This is a genomic window from Pseudomonas sp. NPDC089406, assembly GCF_044900265.1.
GTDB classification, from domain to species: Bacteria; Pseudomonadota; Gammaproteobacteria; order Pseudomonadales; family Pseudomonadaceae; genus Aquipseudomonas; species Aquipseudomonas fakonensis.
Genome location: NZ_JBJDNC010000001.1, coordinates 153,039 through 169,113 on the forward strand (window position 1 = coordinate 153,039; position 16,075 = coordinate 169,113).

The following is a 16,075-nucleotide window of genomic DNA, read 5'->3' on the forward strand; positions in this document are numbered from 1 at the left end:
GGTGGCAGGCATCGAGGAACAGGCCGCCGAGTGGGTGTTGCGCCTGGGTGAGGGCGCCCTGGATGCCGGCGAGCAGGCCGAACTGGATGACTGGCTGCAGGCCGATCCACGCCACCAGGCTACCCTGCAGCGCATGCAGGGCGTCATCCATCAACTGCAGGGTTTGCGCGAGCAGCGCGGCCCGGTGTCGGCGGCGCTGGCAATCGGTAATGTGCCGGCGCGGCGTACCCCGGCGGCGCGGCGCACCTTGCTGGGGCTGGCCCTGGCCGCTGCGCTGCTGGGTGGCTTGCAACTGGGCGGCGTTCAGCCGCAGGTCTGGCTGGCCGATGCGCGCACCGCACCCGCCGAGTGGCGCAGCCTGGCCCTTGAAGATGGCTCGCAAATTACCTTGGCCGGCAATTCTGCCGTGGACCTGCAGTTCACGGCCGGCGAACGGCGCCTGCGCCTGCTGCGCGGCCAGGTGCTGGTGGATGTCGCCCACGACCCTGCGCGGCCGTTCGTGGTGCAGACCGATGAGGGCAGCTTCCGCGCCCTGGGCACGCGTTTTGTGGTCAGCGAAGGGGCCGGGCGCAGCGAGCTGACCATGCTCGAGTCGCGGGTCGAGGCGCGCAGTGCCGAGGCCGGTGGCTATATCGTCGCCGGGCGTGGCGAGCGCGCCTGGGTGGAGCGCGAGCGGGTAGGGCCGTTGCCGGCCATCGACCCGCAACGCATCGACCTGGCCTGGCAGCAGCACCAGTTGGTGGCCGATGGTTTGCCGCTGGACCAGGTGCTCGATGCCTTGGCCGCCCAGCGCCGCGGCCTGCTGCGCTTTGACCGTGCAGCGCTGCACGGCATCAAGGTGTCGGCGGTGCTGCCGCTGGACGACAGCGAGCGTGCCCTGCAGTTGCTGGCCGAAGCGCTGCCGGTGCAGATCAGGCGTTTCGGCCCGTGGTGGACGAGCGTCGAGCGCGTGCCTGTAAAAAATTGAAACCCGTGGTTCCGCTTCTGCCGGATGGCCCGTCATTCAAGAGGCCAACCAATCAAGAATGGAGCCACCCCAACATGCGCCGATTCCCTGGCCGCCCCGTCCTCAGCCCGCTGTCGCTGTGCCTGCGCCTGGCCTTCGCCGGCCTTGCGCTGCCCGCCATGGCTGCGCCAGCCGCCGCCCAGGACGAAGCCCGCCGCCACTACGAAGTGCCCGCCGGCAGCCTGGCCGAGGCCCTGGGCAGCTTTGCCCAGCAGGCCGGGGTGGCGGTGGTGTTCCAGCCAGAAACCCTGGCCGGGCGCCATAGCGAGGGCCTGCACGGGCTGTATGCGGTGGACAGCGGCTTTGCCGTGCTGCTGGCCGGCAGCGGTTACCGCAGCGAGCGCAGCGACAACGGCTACCGCCTGGTGGCCGAGCCGCAGGCGCCGCTGGGCGCGGGGGTGTTGGAGCTGGGGACGACGACCGTGGCCGGGCAGGGCATGGGCGAGAGCACCGAGAACACCGGCTTCTACGCGCCAGGGCTGGTCAGCGTCGGCTCCAAGACCCCCACCAGCGTGCGCCAGACGCCGCAGTCGGTGTCGGTGCTGACCCGCCAGCTGATCGAAGACCAGCAGATCACCGACATCAACCAGGCCATGAAGGCCACCCCCGGGGTGATCACCCAGAGCACCACGGTGCGCACCCAGGACTTCATCTCCCGCGGCTTTTCCATCCAGAACCTGCAGATCGACGGCGCCGCGCCGCAGTCGCTGGGCACGGCCATGGGCTCGTTCTATTCGTCGAACATCTTCGACCTGGCCGAGTTCGACCACATCGAGGTGCTGCGCGGCTCGGGTGCGTTGTTCGGTGGCACGGGCGACCCGGGCGGCATCATCAACATGGTGCGCAAGCGGCCCACGGCCTATAACCAGTTCAAGTTCACCCTGTCGGCCGGCAGTTGGGACAACTACCGCCAGGAGATCGACCTGTCCGGCCCGCTGGGCTGGGATGGCCGCCTGCGCGGGCGGCTGGTGGTGGCCAATACCGACCGCCAGTACTTCATCGACAATCGCGCCACTGAAAAGCCGCTGGTGTACGGCGTGTTCGAAGCCGACGTGACCGACGACACCATGCTCACCTTCGGCGTGCGCTACAACAAATCCCACGAGACCGGCACGCAGAGCTCGGTGCCGCGCTATTCCACCGGCGCCGACCTGGGCCTGCCACGGCACACCGGCCTGACCCAGAACTGGTCGTACATCGACGTGACGGCGCGCGAGTACTTCGCCAAGCTCGACCACCGCATCAACGACGACTGGAAGCTCAACCTCAGCTACACCAACATCTGGGACCTGGGCCTGTTCAAGACCGCCTCCACCCTGAACGCAGTGAACCCGAACACCGGCACCGGGGCGACCTGGTACGGCACCCTCAGCCGCCAGGAAAACCAGCAGCACCTGTACGACGCCAACCTGTCGGGGCATTTCGAGGCGTTCGGGCTGGACCACGAGTTGACCGTCGGCGCCGACTACCAGCGCATCGACAGCCGCTGGCTGGGGACTGCGCCGCATGCCGGTGCCGGGGGCGGGGTGGATGTGTTCGACCCGGATGCGACGCCGTTCCCCGACCAGTCCAGTGCCCGCAACTACACCCGCGACTACAGCCCCAACTCCCAGCGCCAGTACGGCCTGTACGCCAGCCTGCGCCTGCAGCTGGCCGAGCCGCTGCACCTGATCGTTGGCGGCCGGGCCCAGCGCTATCACTTCTGGCAGACCTACCAGACCCTGCAAAGCGGCGCCTGGACCACGGTGTCCAACCCTGACCAACGCATTGCGACCAAGGTCACGCCGTTTGGCGGCGTGGTCTACGACTTGAACGACCAGTGGTCGGCTTATGCCAGTTATTCGGAAATCTTCAAGCCGCAGTCCAACCGCCTGGCCGGGCCCCTGGGCAGCAACAATACCCTTGAGCCGATGACCGGCAAAACCTACGAAACAGGCCTGAAGGGCGAGCTGTTCGATGGCCGCCTGAACACCAACATCGCGCTGTACTACACAACCCGTGAAAACGAGGCTACCCGCGACCTGGCCTTCCCGCAGCAGAACAACCTGTTCGCCGGCAGCTGCTGTTACCTGCCCAACGGCAAGGTGATGAGCAAAGGCATCGATGTGGAGGTGTCCGGCGAGCTGCTGCCAGACTGGATGTTGACCGGTGGCTACACCTTCAACCTCAACCGCAACCGCGCCACCAGCACGGCCTTGAGCACGGTGATGCCCAAGCACCTGTTCAAGCTGTACACGACCTACCGCCTGCCGGGCGTGCTGCATGACTTCAAGGTGGGCGGCGGGGTGCAGGTGCAAAGCGCCACCTACGTCAGCGGCGAGGCGGCCAGTACCGATGTCAACGGCAATGCCACCAGCAACCTGGTGCCGTTCGACTACAAACAGTCTGGCTACGCGACCTGGAGCGGCTTGGTGGAATACCGCGTCGACGAGCACTGGGACCTGACCCTCAACGGCAACAACCTGTTCGACAAGAAGTACTACGAGACTGTGGGCACTTCGACCTACGGCAACTACTACGGCGAGCCGCGCAACTTCATGCTGACCCTGCGCGGCACCTATTGAGGGTTTGGAGGCGGGGCAGGGGCTGGGTTATGGTCGCACCCTGTCCCGCTTGCCCAGGTTCGTTCCCTTGCCCGCCCTGTATCTGACTTTCAGCCTGCTTCTGTATTTGTCGAGCCTGTGCTTCGACGCTGTCCTGACCGGGGCCGGGCAACGCCTGCCGGCCTTGCAGATATTGCTGTACGGCCTTTGGGGCATCCCGATGGAGCTGTACCAGTGGTTCGCCAACCCGCTGCTGGCGCTGGCGATACTGGCCCACCGGCGGTTCCGCCGGCTGGCCCTGGGCTTTGGCCTGGTGGCGCTGTATTTGGCGATTTCCAGCCTGGGCGTCGAGCGTTTGCCCGACAGCCGCACCTACGGTTTTCAGGACGTGACCGGCTTTGGCGCCGGGTACTACCTGTGGCTGGGGGCGATTTTGCTGTTCTGCGCCGGGCAGGCGTGGTGGTGCTGGAAGGCCAAGAGCGCCGCCGAGGTGCCGGGCTGGCGCTGGTTCGATGTGGCGCTGATGGCTGCGCTGGGTTTGGCGTTTTACGTTGGCACGCAAATGCCGAGCATGCGCTTCGAGCCGCACAAGGTGGTGGCACCGCCGCAGCCGCAGCCGGGGCAGATGTTGTAGCGCAATCCCTACAGAGCGGTGCAAAAGCGGGTGCTAGGCTTGCACCCGCCTACTTCTGAAAGGACTGCCCATGTTCAAGCCTTACCTGTTCGCCAGCATCGCCCTGCTGGCGGCGGCCACTGCCCAGGCCGACGAATACTCCTCCAGCTACACCCAGTGCATGGACAAAGCCTCCAGCACCACAGCCATGGGCGCCTGCATCCAGGCCGAGACCAAGCTGCAGGACGAGCGCCTGAACCGGGTGTACAAGCAGCTGCTGATTAAGCTCGACCCCGCCCAGCAGAAGGCTCTGCGCGAGGTGCAGCGCAAGTGGATCGCCTACCGCGACGGCAACTGCGCGTTCCACCGCAACCTGAGCGACGGCAGCCTGTACCGTATTGAAGGGGCGATGTGTTTCATGGACATGAGCAAGGAACGCGCGGCGGAGCTGGAGCGGGTGCTTAGCCCGGGGCAGTGACCCTGGCGGCGACCAGCCTGTTCGATTTTACGCGGACCTGTAGGAGCGGCCTTGTGTCGCGATGGGCTGCGTAGCAGCCCCGACGATTTTGCATGGGGCCCACACCCTGGGGCTGCTGCGCAGCCCTTTCGCGACACAAGGCCGCTCCTACAGAGGGCGCATAGTCTTCAGGCCAGCGCAGTACCTGTAGGAGCCGGCTTGCCGGCGATGAGGCCCGGCCAGGCGGTGCAGGGCTGCCGGTTTGCGCAGGGCGCTGTTTTGAGGCTGCCTGGGCGGGCCCTATCGCCGGCAAGCCGGCTCCTACAGGGGGTGGGCCCGAGCAGGTGGTGGGGCTAGTGCCCGGTGCGCTGCTGGCGCTGGGCCCGGGCCTTGAGGTATTCGCGCACCTCGACCGCGTCGCCGGCAAACTCGATACGGCCTGCCTTGGCATCGCGCTGGTAGGCGTACATCGGGTCGTAGTACTCCTTCAGCAAGCCTTCGATCCAGCCACGATGCAGGCTCACCTCGCCACTGCGCAGCTGCTCGTCCAGGGCCTGGTTCAGCAGCTCGGCCAGACGCTGGAAGCGCTCGCCGCCCAGGCGCTTGTGGATATTGGCCATGCTCTGGCGCAGGCGCTCGGCGAACAGCCGGCGGCCATCTTCCTCACCGTGCACGGTCACGAACTCGGCGCACAGCTGGGTCACGTAATCGCGCAGAATACGCTGTACGCGGTTTTCGAAGCTGTCCTCCAGCCACACCAGCGGGTACTGCTGCATGCCTTTGTACAATTCAAGCGGCACGGCGCAACTGCCGACGATACGGCCTTCGTCCTCAAGCACGAACTGGCCGATGCCGCGGTGGCGCTTTTTCAGCAGGTCGATGGCCAGAGCGTTCTCGAAGTCGATCTGCGCCGGCTGCGCGGTGGCGCGCTTGCCGAAGCTGGAGCCGCGATGGTTGGCGTGGCCTTCGAGGTCGAGCACGTTGTCCAGCTGGTGCAGCACGTCGGTCTTGCCGGTGCCGGTCAGGCCGCCCACCAGCACGAAGTCGCATTGCGCCACCGCCTGCTGGGTGGTCTCCAGCAACAGGGTACGCATGGCTTTGTAGCCACCGACCACTTTCGGGTACTGGATGCCGGCCTCTTTCAGCCAGCCCTGGACGATCTGCGAGCGCAGCCCACCCCTGAAGCAATACAGGTAACCCTCGGGGTGGGCCTGGGCGAAGGCGGCCCAGGCCTCCAGGCGCTGCTGCTTGATGGCGCCGTTGACCAGCTGGTGGCCGAGGGCGATGGCGGCGGCCTGGCCCTGCTGCTTGTAGCAGGTACCGACCTTGTGCCGTTCCTGGTCGGTCATCAGCGGCAGGTTGACGGCGCCGGGGAAGGCGCCCTTGGTGAATTCGACCGGGGCGCGCATGTCCATCAGCGGCACGTCGTCGAGAAACAGCTGTTGCAGCTGGGTGCAGTCGGGGCGCATCAGAGCACCTCGACTGCGTGGCTCTGTCGCTCGACCAGCGCGCCGATTGGCGCAAGGTCCAGCCCCAGCTCTTTGGCCACGGCGAGGAACTCGGCCTCGCCTTCAGGGGCGACCGCCACCAGCAGGCCGCCGCTGGTTTGCGGGTCGCACAGCAGGTGCTTTTGCTCCTCGCTGAGGGCGCCGAGCTTGTGCCCGTAGCTTTCGAAGTTGCGCAGGGTGCCGCCGGGCACGCAGCCCTCGGCCAGGTAGTGTTCGACGCTGGGCAGGCGCGGTACGGCGCTGTATTGCAGGCGCGCGGTCAGGCCGCTGCCTTCGGCAACCTCCACCAGGTGGCCGAGCAGGCCGAAGCCGGTGACGTCGGTCATGGCCAGCACGCCGGCAAGCTTGCCGAAGCGGCTGCCGGGGGTGTTCAGGGTGCACATCCAGTCGCGGGCCAGGCCTTGGTCCTGCGGGCGCAGCTTGGCCTTTTTCTCGGCGGTGGTCAGGATGCCGATGCCCAGCGGTTTGGTCAGGTACAGCTGACAGCCGGCGCGGGCGGTGTCGTTGCGCTTGAGGTGGCGCTTGCTGACCACGCCGGTGACGGCCAGGCCGAAGATCGGCTCGGGGGCGTCGATGGAGTGGCCGCCGGCCAGCGGGATGCCGGCCTCGGCGCACACCGCGCGGCCGCCGCGAATCACTTCGCGGGCCACCTCAGGTGGCAGCACGTTGACCGGCCATCCGAGGATGGCGATGGCCATCAGCGGGTCGCCGCCCATGGCATAGATGTCGCTGATGGCGTTGGTGGCGGCGATGCGGCCGAAGTCGTACGGGTCGTCGACGATGGGCATGAAGAAGTCGGTGGTCGAGACCACGCCGCGCTCGTCGTCCAGGGCGTATACCGCAGCGTCGTCACGCGAGGCGTTGCCCACCCAGAGTTTTGGGTCCAGTGCCTGGGCGCCGCTTTCGGCGAGGATCACATCCAGCACCTTGGGGGAGATCTTGCAGCCACAGCCAGCGCCGTGGCTGTACTGGGTCAGGCGAATCGGCTCGCTCATACGCACCTCTGCACAAAATAATGGCGCGATTGTAGCAAAGCTGGCCTTTGCGCCTGCGGCTCTTATACTTGCGCGATGACGCGCGGCACCCGTGGGAGCAACTGTCTTGTGCTGCCTGTTCCGGCCTTATCGCCGGCAAGCCGGCTCCTACAGGTACGGCACGGACCTGAAACTCATTCACTACCTGTGGGAGCGGGCTTGCCCCGCGATGCGCCAGCGAACTTGCCCCCGCCCTCGACCCGGAGAATCCCCCATGCTCAAACGCCCCCTGGCCCTCGCTGCCGGCCTTGCGCTGGCCTGCAGCGCCTTCATCGCCCAGGCCGCCGATGTGCTGCGCGTCAGCGCCATCCCCGACGAAGCGCCGACCGAGCTTCTGCGCAAGTTCAAGCCGTTGGGCGAGTACCTGGAGCAGAAGCTGGGTATGAAGGTGCAGTTCGTGCCGGTGGCCGACTACCCGGCGGTAGTCGAGTCGCTGGCCAGCAACCGCCTGGACATGGCCTGGCTGGGCGGCTTCACCTTCGTTCAGGTGCATCTGAAAGACCCGACCGCAACGCCGCTGGTACAGCGTGAGCAGGACGCCCAGTTCACCTCCAAGTTCATCACCGCCAACCCGGACGTGAAGAGCCTGGCCGACCTCAAGGGCAAGACCTTCGCCTTTGGCTCGATCTCGTCCACCTCGGGCAGCCTGATGCCGCGCTACTTCATGTTGAAACAAGACAACATCAAGCCCGAGAGCTACTTCAGCCGTGTGGCCTACTCCGGTGCCCACGACGCCACCGTGGCCTGGGTTGCCGCCGGCAAGGTCGATGCCGGGGTGCTCAACGCCAGCGTGTGGCAAAAACTGGTAGACGCCGGCAAGGTCGATACCAGCAAGGTCAAGGTGTTCGCCACCACGCCGAGCTACTACGACTACAACTGGACCGTGCGCGGCAGCATGGACCCGGCGCTCAAGGCCAAGATCAAGCAAGCCTTCCTCGCCCTGGACCCGGCCAAGCCTGCTGACAAGGCGATTCTCGACCTGCAGGCGGCCAGCCGCTTCATCGAGACCAAGCCTGAGAACTACCAGGGCACCGAGCAGGCTGCCCGCGAGGCCGGCCTGCTGAAGTGAGTATCCGTCTGCAAGGGGCCGGCCTGCGCCATGGTGAGGTTCAGGCCCTGCACGCAGTCGAACTGCGTATCGAACGCGGCGAGCGGGTGGCGATCATCGGCCCGTCCGGCGCTGGCAAGTCCAGCCTGCTGCACCTGATGGCCACCGCCGTGCAACCCAGCGCCGGGCAACTGCAGTTGCTTGGCGCGCAGCCCTGGGCGCTGTCTGCCCGCGCCCGCCAGCGCCTGCGTGCGCGGGTGGCGCTGGTGCACCAGGCGCCGCCTTTGCCGCCCCGCCAGCGGGTGGTGACGGCGGTGCTGGCCGGGCGTTTGGGGCAGTGGGGCACCCTGCGCGGGCTGCTCAACCTGCTGCACCCAAGCGATGTGCCCGGCGCGCGCCAGGCCCTGGCGGAGCTGGGGTTGGCCGACAAACTCTTCGTGCAGTGCGGGCAGTTGTCCGGTGGCCAGTTGCAGCGGGTCGGCATCGCCCGGGCGCTGTACCAGCGCCCCGAGGTGCTGCTGGCCGACGAGCCGGTGTCGGCCATGGACCCGGTGCTGGCCGACCACAGCCTGGCGCTGCTCAACCGCCATGCGAGTGAGCACGGCGTCACCCTGGTGGCCAGCCTGCACGCGGTGGAGCTGGCGCTGGCGCACTTCCCGCGTGTTGTGGGCATTCGCGAAGGGCAGGTGATGTTCGATTGCCCGGCCCAGGCGGTGACCGAAAGCCTGCTGGAGGCGCTGTACGCCAACGAGCAACTGGCCCTGCCGGTGGCGCCGGGCCCGACCCTGACGGTGCAGATTCCGCGATGCTGAAAACCGATGCCCGCGACCCTGCGGCGCTGCCCCGCCTGTTGCTGACCTTGCTGTGCCTGGCCCTGCTGTGGCCGGGGCTGGTGTTGAGTGAACTGAACCCCGGCGTGCTGCTGCTGGCCGAGAACCGCCAACAGATGGCCAGTTTCGTCAGCGCCTTCTGGCCGCCGGCCCACGACCCCGAGTTCCTCGCCCTGCTGTGGCAGGCCACTTTGCAGACCTTGGCCGTGGCCACCGCCGGCATGGCCCTGGCGCTGCTGCTGGCGGTGCCCACCAGCCTGCTGGCCAGCCGCGCGTTGTCGCTGCGGGCGGCGTCCCGCGGCGGGCGCCCTGGGGTGTGGTCGCGGGTGCTGCGCCTGCCGGTGCGTGGGCTGCTGGTGTTTCTGCGCAGCGTGCCGGAAATCGTCTGGGCGCTATTGTTCGTGCGCGCCGTCGGCCTGGGCCCGACCGCCGGGGTGCTGGCCATCGCCATCACCTACAGCGGCATGCTCGGCAAGGTGTATGCGGAAATCTTCGAGTCGGTGGACCAACGCCCGGCCCATGCCTTGCTGCAGGCCGGCAGCAGCCGGTTGGCGGCGTTCTGCTACGGCATCCTGCCCAATGCGGCGGCCGAGGTGGTGTCGTACACCGTGTACCGCTGGGAGTGCGCGGTGCGTGCCTCGGTGGTGATGGGCTTTGTCGGCGCCGGCGGCCTGGGGCAGCAGATCGACCTGTCGATGCGCATGTTCGCCGGGGCCGAGGTGGCGAGCATGCTGCTGGCGTTTTTGGCATTGGTGATTCTGGCCGATGTGCTCAGCCGCCTGCTGCGCGGGAGGCTGGCATGAACCGGGCGATCAACCTGCTGGTGCTGCTGGGCATCGTTGCGGCGGCGGTGGCTTCGTTCGCCTACCTGGAACTGGACCTGCACGCGGTCATCGGCAATGGCGGGCTGGGGCAGATGGCCGAGTACGCCGGGCGCTTCCTGCACCCGGACCTGTCGCTGGAGCAACTGCGGGCGGTGGGCTGGGGCGCGTTGGAAACCCTGGCCATGTCCGGGCTGGGTACCCTGCTGGCGATGGTGCTTGGCATGCTGCTGGCGCTGCCGGCGGCCGGGCGCTTCGGCTGGCCGTTGCAGGGCGCCGCGCGTTTGCTGCTGAACGCCTTGCGGGCAATCCCGGAGCTGGTGTGGGCGGCGCTGACGGTGCTGGCCGCAGGCCTCGGCCCCAACGCCGGTACCCTGGCGCTGGCGCTGCACACCGCCGGGGTGCTGGGCCGGTTGTTCGCCGAGGCGCTGGAGAACGCACCGCCGGAGCCTGCGGCAGCAATCCGCCTGCAGGGCGGCAGCCAGGTGGCGGCGTTCTGCTTCGGCACCTTGCCCAACCTGTGGCCGCAATTGCTGGCGTACAGCCTGTATCGCTGGGAGAACAACATCCGCATGGCCAGCGTGCTGGGCTTTGTCGGCGCGGGCGGGTTGGGGCAGATGCTCTACACCACCCTGAGCCTGTTCCAGGAGGCCCAGGCCAGTACGGTGATCATCGCCATGCTGGTGCTGGTGTTGCTGGTGGATGGCTTCAGTGATGTGCTGCGCCAGCGGTATGTGCGGGCCTGACGCAGACGGTTTGAAGGTACTGCGCAGGTTTGAATGTCGTGCGAGCCCTGTAGGAGCGGCCTTGTGTCGCGAAAGGGGTGCGCAGCAGCCCCAAAATCGGTGCATCACACAAAATCGCCGGGGCTGCTATGCAGCCCTTTCGCGACACAAGGCCGCTCCTACAGGGACTGCACGACCTTCAGCGTTGTGCTGTACCTGCGGGTGGCGGCGATGAAGCCGGAGCGGCCATCACAAGACCGTCGCCCCACGCCGTCACCTGCTGCCCTGCACCTCCCCGCACTGCGCCTCGCGTTGCATCGAATCCAGATTCCGCTCGATGGTTTCGCAGATCGAATCCATCGGGATCTGATGCTCGCTGAAGCGAAACGGGCTTTGCAGGTCGGTGCCGATGCGCTCGATGGCCAGCAGCATGAAGCCCACCACCGTCGAGGCCAGCGGCGTGAACCAGCCCAGCGACTCCACCAGCCCCACCGGCACGATCAGGCAGAACAGGGTGATGAACAGCCGTGGGAAGTACACGTAGGGGTAGGGTAGCGGCGTGTTGGCGATGCGCTCCATGCCGCCCTGGGCGTTGGACAGGTCCACCAGCGTCGACTCCAGCCGCGCCAGGCGAATGCTGTCCAGCCGCCCGGCCTGGTATTCCCGCGCCAGCAGCGCCGCCGAGCCGCCGAGGATGTCGTTGGCGAAGTTGTTGGAGCGGTTGCGTCGCTCGAACTCCTGGGGCGGGATGAAGGCCATCAGCTCGTCCGGGCACTTTTCGTTTTTAAGGTGCGCGGCCAGGCAGTTCACGTAGGCGATATGCCGGCGCAGCAAGGTGGCCTTGACCGGGTTCAGGCCTTCGTCCGGGTCGTCGATCAGGGTCAGCACCTGGCGGGCGAAGCTGCGCGAGCTGTTGACCAGCGCGCCCCACAACGTGCGCGCCTCCCACCAGCGGTTGTAGGCGCTGCTGTTGCGAAAGCTCACCAGCACCACCAGCGCCGAACCCAGCAGGGTGAGGGGGATCAGCGGCAGGCTGAACTTGCTGTTGAAGAACAGCATGAAGTCGATGGTGACCAGCACGTCCCAGATCAGCAGCCAGAACAGTGACCAGCCGATGTAGGCGAGGGTTTTGTGGGCCAGGCGGAGTTTGCGGATGAGGAGGTTTTTCACGCAGGGATCTCGCAGCGGGGGTGCTCTATCCGACGCCGTGACTGCGCTCAGGGTTCACGACGTGGATGTAACAGGAAATGGGTGACGTGCAACGGGGAAATAGACCACGTGAGCCTGGGACGCCGCCGGATACCTCTTTTTGCACATTCAAGGCAGTGTCTGTAGTCGGTCAGGAAATGACAGACGGCGGCATCAAGTCTTGATTTTGTGTATCCATAGGGATACATTTTCGGAGGTCTGGTGATCTGTGAAATTGAGCAAACGCAGAGCTTTGCCCTCTGGTTGAGCCAGCTGCGCGATCTACGCGCCCGGCTTTCGATAGGCCGTAGGATCGAGCGTCTTGCGCTGGGTAACCCAAGTGATTGCAAATCAGTCGGTGGGGGCATCAGCGAACTGCGTATCGACGTATCTGGCGGGAACAGGGTCTACTTCACCCGTCGGCATAACCGGTTGATCCTGCTCTTGGTGGGCGGTGACAAGTCTTCACAAGCTGGCGACATCCTCAAGGCGAGGGCGCTGGCAAAGGAGTTGAAATGAGCGAGAAACTCATCCCGTTCGACATGGCGCAGTTGCTCGACAGCGACGCAGCGATCAGCGAATACCTGAGCCAGGTGCTCGCTGATGGCGATACCGATGAAATACTCCGCGCACTGGGCCATATCGCCCGGGCGCGGGGCATGTCACAGATCGCGAAGGATACCGGGCTAGGTCGTGAAAGCCTGTACAAGGCGTTGGGTCCAGGGGCCAAACCGCGGTTTGACACTGTGCTCAAAGTCATTCGCGCGTTGGGGATTGATCTGTCGGCACAGCCGCACGCCTTGGCGCGCTGAGCGACGCGTGACGATGGTCAGGTTGCGGCCATTTTCATCTGTACCAATGCAACCCTGGCGCCATCCGGTGCTTGCCGCTCTTCAATTGCGAACGGTACGAAGCCCAGCTGTGGATAAAGCAGCAAGCCAGCAGTGTTGTGGTTGAAGCACGACACCCAAATCTCCCGCGCCGCGAACTCCTCGCGTGCCAGGGCGATCATGCTTTGCACCAGATAACGCGCCACACCCCGGCCCCGGGCGCCTGGGGCTACCACGACGTTACCCAGGGCGCAGACGCCGTCGCGCTCGGCCTTGTAGAAGTTGGCGAAAGCCAGGATTACGCCATCGCCTTCCACCACGGTCGAGCAGCTGCGCTGGGCGATGGCTTCGCTCAGCTGTGCCGGTGTGAGCGGGTAGGTGGCCTTGGGGAACATGTAGAACAGTTCTTCGGGGCCTTGGGGGAAGCAGCAGATTGCCGGGATGTCCGTTGTGCGGGCGGGGCGGTGGCTCAGGCGCATGCAATTATCTTCCTTGAAAGTGCTGGGTCAGAGTAGCTGGGTGCCGGCGGTTGCGGCATTGCACGAAAAAACTAACTCGTTGGTTCGTGTATTTCGTCCGCACGGTTTGTGCGTCAATTGAGCTGATGGCAGAATGCCTTATCGCCGAACCGCAATGCACTTTTGCGCATTGCCGCCTGTCCGGTGTTAACCCAGGACAGCAACTCTCATTCGGTGACCCGCGATGATCGAACGCAGGGGCAGTGGCCTTTCTTTTGCCAAGCGTATGTACCCGCCCCGGGCCATCGGCACGGGGCTCGGCTTCTTCTGCGTGCTGATCGGCATCTGGCCGTTGCAGCCAGCGTGGTGGGTGTGGGCGTTGCTGGTGGCCCACGGGTTTGTCTGGCCCCATGTGGCTTTCCAGATCGCGCGTTTGTCCCGGCACCCGTTCAAGGCTGAGCAGCACAACCTGGTGTTCGATGGTTTTGCCGGCGGTTGCTGGGCCGGGGTGATGGGGCTGAACCCACTGCCGAGCGTAATCATTCTGTCGATGATTGCGATGGACAAAATTGCCGCCGGCGGCTGGCACATGCTGTTCAAGACGCTGGCGGCGCAGTTGGTCGGCATCGGCTTGGGCTTGTGGCTGTCCGGCACGCCACTGTTTGCGCAGACCACCCAGGCGCAGATGCTCGCCTGCTTGCCCATCCTGCTCATCTACCCGATGACTATCGGCCTGATCTGCTACCAGGTTACGGTACAGCTGGCACAACACAAGCGTGCGCTGGCCCGGCTCAGCCAGACCGACAGCCTGACCGGGCTGATCAATCACGGTGCGTGGAAAGAGCTTTTGTTACGTGAGTTTCAGCGTAACCGCAGCAGCCATCAGCCCGATTGCCTGGCACTGATCGATATCGACCACTTCAAGCAGATCAATGACCGGCATGGGCACCTGGTGGGTGACGATATCCTGCGTACCTTGGGTGCCATGCTGCCGGCGTATTTGCGCAAGAGTGACCCGCTGGCGCGGTACGGCGGGGATGAGTTTTGCGTGCTGCTGCCGGGGACGACCTCGGGGCAGGCTGAAGAGATTCTTGAACGCTTGCGCGAGGCTGTGGAGGCATACCGGTTTGCAGCCCTGCCACAGTTGCGTTTGAGCTTGAGCATTGGTGTGGCGCCTTACGGGGCGCATCTGGAAAGTGCCGATGCCTGGTTGCATGAGGCAGACATGGCTTTGTACCAGGCCAAGAGTGCCGGGCGTAATCGGGTGGTCGGCAGCCCGGCGTGAGCTGTATTGAGCTCCATTTGAGCTGCATTGAGCTGAATCACAAACCCCCTGTAGGAGCTGGCTTGCCAGCGATGAGGCCAGTGCAGGCAGGCAATATCTGCCGGGCAAACGCCTGATGCTGGCGCTGTCGGCCTCATCGCGGGCAAGCCCGCTCCTACAGGCAGGGGCTTGCAGCGGCTAAGGCCCTGTTTCTGGATGGTCTAGGGGATAGTGATGACAGAGTAGTTAAACTCGTAGTCCTCGCGCACGCCCGCGCTTTGTGCAAGTTTCACCTTGACCCGGTCATCGTCATGCACCACCAGTACGTGATGTTGGTCAAGTACTTCGACCCCTTCCGGCTTGTTTGCGAATTTCACCGGCATGGCGTCCTTGCCGCTGACAGGTTGCGGCGGCCCGATAATGCCGTTGTCCAGAGGCAGCATCCACAGGTAGCCGCCAATGACATCACCTGTCTCGAAGCTGGTAACTGCGTAAAAACGGTCCTTGTTGTGACGGTCGAATTCCATGCCCGACAGCCCGAGCTCAGGAAGCGAGCCGTCGGGCAGTGACAGTCTGCGTGCGAGTTCATCAGGCGTGAGGTTCAGCACAACCTTGAACGTATTGCCCAATTCCAGCCCACCCTCGTGTTCGATCAATGGCACTGAGAGCAGCAGGAAGGAGAAGGTGGCTGTCTTGCTGTCCTTTCCGTACTTGCGGATTCCCATCAGCAGGGTGCCATCGGGGGCAGTAGTCAGTGCCTCTACCTGGAAATAGGACGTGGCAGGTGACGGGGTGCCCTGTGCCTGGCGCCCGTACGAGTCGATTGCCGTGACGATCTTCTCCCTCAAATCGCGAGAGCTGGTGATACCGCCTCGCGTTGAAGGCGACATGACCCTGGCTTGCCCTGGCGCGCTGGCAGGCCAGTACACCAAGGTATTGAGCACATCCAGCCCAGGGTTTTCGCTGGTGCCTTCCTTGTTGAAAGCGGTGCTGGCGATGATGAATTTGCCGTCCAAGGTACTGGTCAAGGCTTCGTACTTGTCGGCCTGGCTGAGTACCTGGCTTTCCAGGTAGGTCGGCGCTCCGCTGACCCGGTTATCTTCGAACGGTACGGTGAATACCGCCGAGTTGGCTGGGGCCGGCATGGGTTTGTCATTTACAAGGACCAAACCGGCACCATCGCGCGTAACTCCGGATACTTCGCAATTGACCTTTTGCCCAGCGGTGAAGCAGGGGGCAGTGAAGTGTTGTATGGATTCTGCGGTGATGGCCCAGACAGCCGTCGTGGGCAGGCAGTACAAGACAGCTACCAGCAGGATGGATACGTTCCGTGTACACATATTGATGGCTCTCCGGCAGAGGGACGCAAGGGGGCACCCATGTCCGCCAACATACTCAGACTCTCGAAACTCGGTAACTGACATTTTTATCAGGGGGAGAGGGCGTCACTAAGGGGGAAGGACGCTTTCATGTGCTCGAAATCGTTGAGGCGTGGATGTTCCGGTGTGGGCGACCCTGTTCCCTTCACTCGAAGGCAGCCGGGAATCTGGCACGGTTGTCGGAGCGGGCTCGCGCGGGATGCACGGGCTTTGGTGGATGGCACCGGCGTTGCCGGTGATCGCGGGCAAGCCCGCTCCTACAGGTACAGCGCCAGCTTGAGGCTTTGCGCGTTCCTGTGGGAGCGGGCTTGCCCGCGAAGGGCCGCACAGCGGCCCCAATTACGTTGAATGACTGGTAGCTCATGGTGTTG

General features: G+C 65.1%; 16 protein-coding genes. 11 read left to right on the forward strand and 5 right to left on the reverse strand.

Annotated elements, in window-relative coordinates; all coding sequences use genetic code 11:
- Position 1 precedes the first annotated feature (1 nt).
- The 4 genes from ACI2KK_RS00640 to ACI2KK_RS00655 all read left to right on the forward strand — a co-directional run bounded on the left by ACI2KK_RS00640 (position 2) and on the right by ACI2KK_RS00655 (position 4,640).
- Positions 2–967 carry a FecR family protein gene (locus tag ACI2KK_RS00640; RefSeq protein ID WP_404667505.1) on the forward strand — a complete coding sequence of 322 codons (966 nt, stop codon included), beginning with the start codon at positions 2–4 and terminating at the stop codon, positions 965–967.
- A 74-nt stretch (positions 968–1,041) separates the two neighbouring features.
- Positions 1,042–3,570 carry a TonB-dependent siderophore receptor gene (locus ACI2KK_RS00645; RefSeq protein WP_404667506.1) on the forward strand — a complete coding sequence of 843 codons (2,529 nt, stop codon included), beginning with the start codon at positions 1,042–1,044 and terminating at the stop codon, positions 3,568–3,570.
- Between the two features lie 67 nt (positions 3,571–3,637).
- Positions 3,638–4,183: a hypothetical protein gene (locus ACI2KK_RS00650; RefSeq protein ID WP_404667507.1), complete on the forward strand. Its 546-nt coding sequence runs from the start codon at positions 3,638–3,640 to the stop codon at positions 4,181–4,183.
- Between the two features lie 70 nt (positions 4,184–4,253).
- Entirely contained in the window at positions 4,254–4,640 is a 387-nt protein-coding gene (locus tag ACI2KK_RS00655; RefSeq protein ID WP_404667508.1) for a lysozyme inhibitor LprI family protein, read from the forward strand.
- Between the two features lie 332 nt (positions 4,641–4,972).
- Here ACI2KK_RS00655 and mnmH read toward each other — a convergent pair whose 3' ends face one another.
- Both mnmH and selD read right to left on the reverse strand, forming a co-directional pair.
- A complete protein-coding gene (gene mnmH, locus ACI2KK_RS00660) occupies positions 4,973–6,088 on the reverse strand; it encodes a tRNA 2-selenouridine(34) synthase MnmH (protein ID WP_404667509.1) in 1,116 nt (371 codons plus the stop codon).
- Entirely contained in the window at positions 6,088–7,122 is a 1,035-nt protein-coding gene (gene selD / locus ACI2KK_RS00665; protein WP_404667510.1) for a selenide, water dikinase SelD, read from the reverse strand. Before selD ends, mnmH begins: the two co-directional genes overlap by 1 nt.
- Before the next feature lie 253 nt (positions 7,123–7,375).
- Here selD and ACI2KK_RS00670 point away from each other — a divergent pair, with 253 nt between their 5' ends.
- Genes ACI2KK_RS00670 through phnE form a run of 4 tightly spaced genes read left to right on the forward strand, consistent with a single transcriptional unit; the run spans position 7,376 to position 10,606 of the window.
- Positions 7,376–8,230 (forward strand): putative selenate ABC transporter substrate-binding protein, encoded by an 855-nt coding sequence (locus ACI2KK_RS00670; RefSeq protein ID WP_404667511.1) that lies wholly within the window; start codon positions 7,376–7,378, stop codon positions 8,228–8,230.
- Complete coding sequence (locus ACI2KK_RS00675; RefSeq protein WP_404667512.1) at positions 8,227–9,021, forward strand: phosphonate ABC transporter ATP-binding protein; 795 nt, start codon at positions 8,227–8,229, stop codon at positions 9,019–9,021. Before ACI2KK_RS00670 ends, ACI2KK_RS00675 begins: the two co-directional genes overlap by 4 nt.
- Positions 9,015–9,842 carry a PhnE/PtxC family ABC transporter permease gene (locus ACI2KK_RS00680; RefSeq protein WP_404667513.1) on the forward strand — a complete coding sequence of 276 codons (828 nt, stop codon included), beginning with the start codon at positions 9,015–9,017 and terminating at the stop codon, positions 9,840–9,842. The genes ACI2KK_RS00675 and ACI2KK_RS00680 overlap by 7 nt, the downstream gene beginning before the upstream one ends.
- The gene (gene phnE, locus ACI2KK_RS00685) at positions 9,839–10,606 is read left to right on the forward strand and encodes a phosphonate ABC transporter, permease protein PhnE (RefSeq protein WP_404667514.1); all 768 of its coding nucleotides are present in this window, start codon (positions 9,839–9,841) and stop codon (positions 10,604–10,606) included. The genes ACI2KK_RS00680 and phnE overlap by 4 nt, the downstream gene beginning before the upstream one ends.
- Positions 10,607–10,858: 252 nt before the next feature.
- On the opposite strand, the gene ACI2KK_RS00690 is transcribed toward phnE, so the two are convergent.
- Positions 10,859–11,755, reverse strand: coding sequence for a bestrophin family protein (locus ACI2KK_RS00690; RefSeq protein WP_404667515.1), 897 nt, complete (start codon positions 11,753–11,755; stop codon positions 10,859–10,861).
- Between the two features lie 240 nt (positions 11,756–11,995).
- On the opposite strand from ACI2KK_RS00690, the gene ACI2KK_RS00695 reads away from it, so the two are divergent.
- Positions 11,996–12,292 (forward strand): type II toxin-antitoxin system RelE/ParE family toxin, encoded by a 297-nt coding sequence (locus ACI2KK_RS00695; RefSeq protein WP_404667516.1) that lies wholly within the window; start codon positions 11,996–11,998, stop codon positions 12,290–12,292.
- On the forward strand, positions 12,289–12,585 hold the full coding sequence (locus tag ACI2KK_RS00700; protein WP_404667517.1) for an addiction module antidote protein: 297 nt from the start codon (positions 12,289–12,291) through the stop codon (positions 12,583–12,585). The genes ACI2KK_RS00695 and ACI2KK_RS00700 overlap by 4 nt, the downstream gene beginning before the upstream one ends.
- A 17-nt stretch (positions 12,586–12,602) precedes the next feature.
- Here the strand turns inward: ACI2KK_RS00700 and ACI2KK_RS00705 are convergent, their stop codons facing one another.
- Positions 12,603–13,082: a GNAT family N-acetyltransferase gene (locus ACI2KK_RS00705; RefSeq protein ID WP_404667518.1), complete on the reverse strand. Its 480-nt coding sequence runs from the start codon at positions 13,080–13,082 to the stop codon at positions 12,603–12,605.
- A 223-nt stretch (positions 13,083–13,305) separates the two neighbouring features.
- On the opposite strand from ACI2KK_RS00705, the gene ACI2KK_RS00710 reads away from it, so the two are divergent.
- Complete coding sequence (locus tag ACI2KK_RS00710; RefSeq protein ID WP_404667519.1) at positions 13,306–14,346, forward strand: diguanylate cyclase; 1,041 nt, start codon at positions 13,306–13,308, stop codon at positions 14,344–14,346.
- 200 nt (positions 14,347–14,546) lie between these two features.
- Here ACI2KK_RS00710 and ACI2KK_RS00715 read toward each other — a convergent pair whose 3' ends face one another.
- Complete coding sequence (locus ACI2KK_RS00715) at positions 14,547–15,470, reverse strand: hypothetical protein (protein WP_404667520.1); 924 nt, start codon at positions 15,468–15,470, stop codon at positions 14,547–14,549.
- Positions 15,471–16,075 lie beyond the last annotated feature (605 nt).

What these genes read in the sequence shown, in the direction of transcription:
- ACI2KK_RS00645 (WP_404667506.1), top strand. Translation starts at nt 1,042, where the DNA reads ATGCGCCGATTCCCTGGCCGCCCCGTCCTCAGCCCGCTGTCGCTGTGC.
- ACI2KK_RS00655 (WP_404667508.1), top strand. Translation starts at nt 4,254, where the DNA reads ATGTTCAAGCCTTACCTGTTCGCCAGCATCGCCCTGCTGGCGGCGGCC.
- mnmH (WP_404667509.1), bottom strand. Translation starts at nt 6,088, where the DNA reads ATGCGCCCCGACTGCACCCAGCTGCAACAGCTGTTTCTCGACGACGTG.
- selD (WP_404667510.1), bottom strand. Translation starts at nt 7,122, where the DNA reads ATGAGCGAGCCGATTCGCCTGACCCAGTACAGCCACGGCGCTGGCTGT.
- ACI2KK_RS00670 (WP_404667511.1), top strand. Translation starts at nt 7,376, where the DNA reads ATGCTCAAACGCCCCCTGGCCCTCGCTGCCGGCCTTGCGCTGGCCTGC.
- ACI2KK_RS00680 (WP_404667513.1), top strand. Translation starts at nt 9,015, where the DNA reads ATGCTGAAAACCGATGCCCGCGACCCTGCGGCGCTGCCCCGCCTGTTG.
- phnE (WP_404667514.1), top strand. Translation starts at nt 9,839, where the DNA reads ATGAACCGGGCGATCAACCTGCTGGTGCTGCTGGGCATCGTTGCGGCG.
- ACI2KK_RS00700 (WP_404667517.1), top strand. Translation starts at nt 12,289, where the DNA reads ATGAGCGAGAAACTCATCCCGTTCGACATGGCGCAGTTGCTCGACAGC.
- ACI2KK_RS00705 (WP_404667518.1), bottom strand. Translation starts at nt 13,082, where the DNA reads ATGCGCCTGAGCCACCGCCCCGCCCGCACAACGGACATCCCGGCAATC.
- ACI2KK_RS00710 (WP_404667519.1), top strand. Translation starts at nt 13,306, where the DNA reads ATGATCGAACGCAGGGGCAGTGGCCTTTCTTTTGCCAAGCGTATGTAC.
- ACI2KK_RS00715 (WP_404667520.1), bottom strand. Translation starts at nt 15,470, where the DNA reads ATGCCGGCCCCAGCCAACTCGGCGGTATTCACCGTACCGTTCGAAGAT.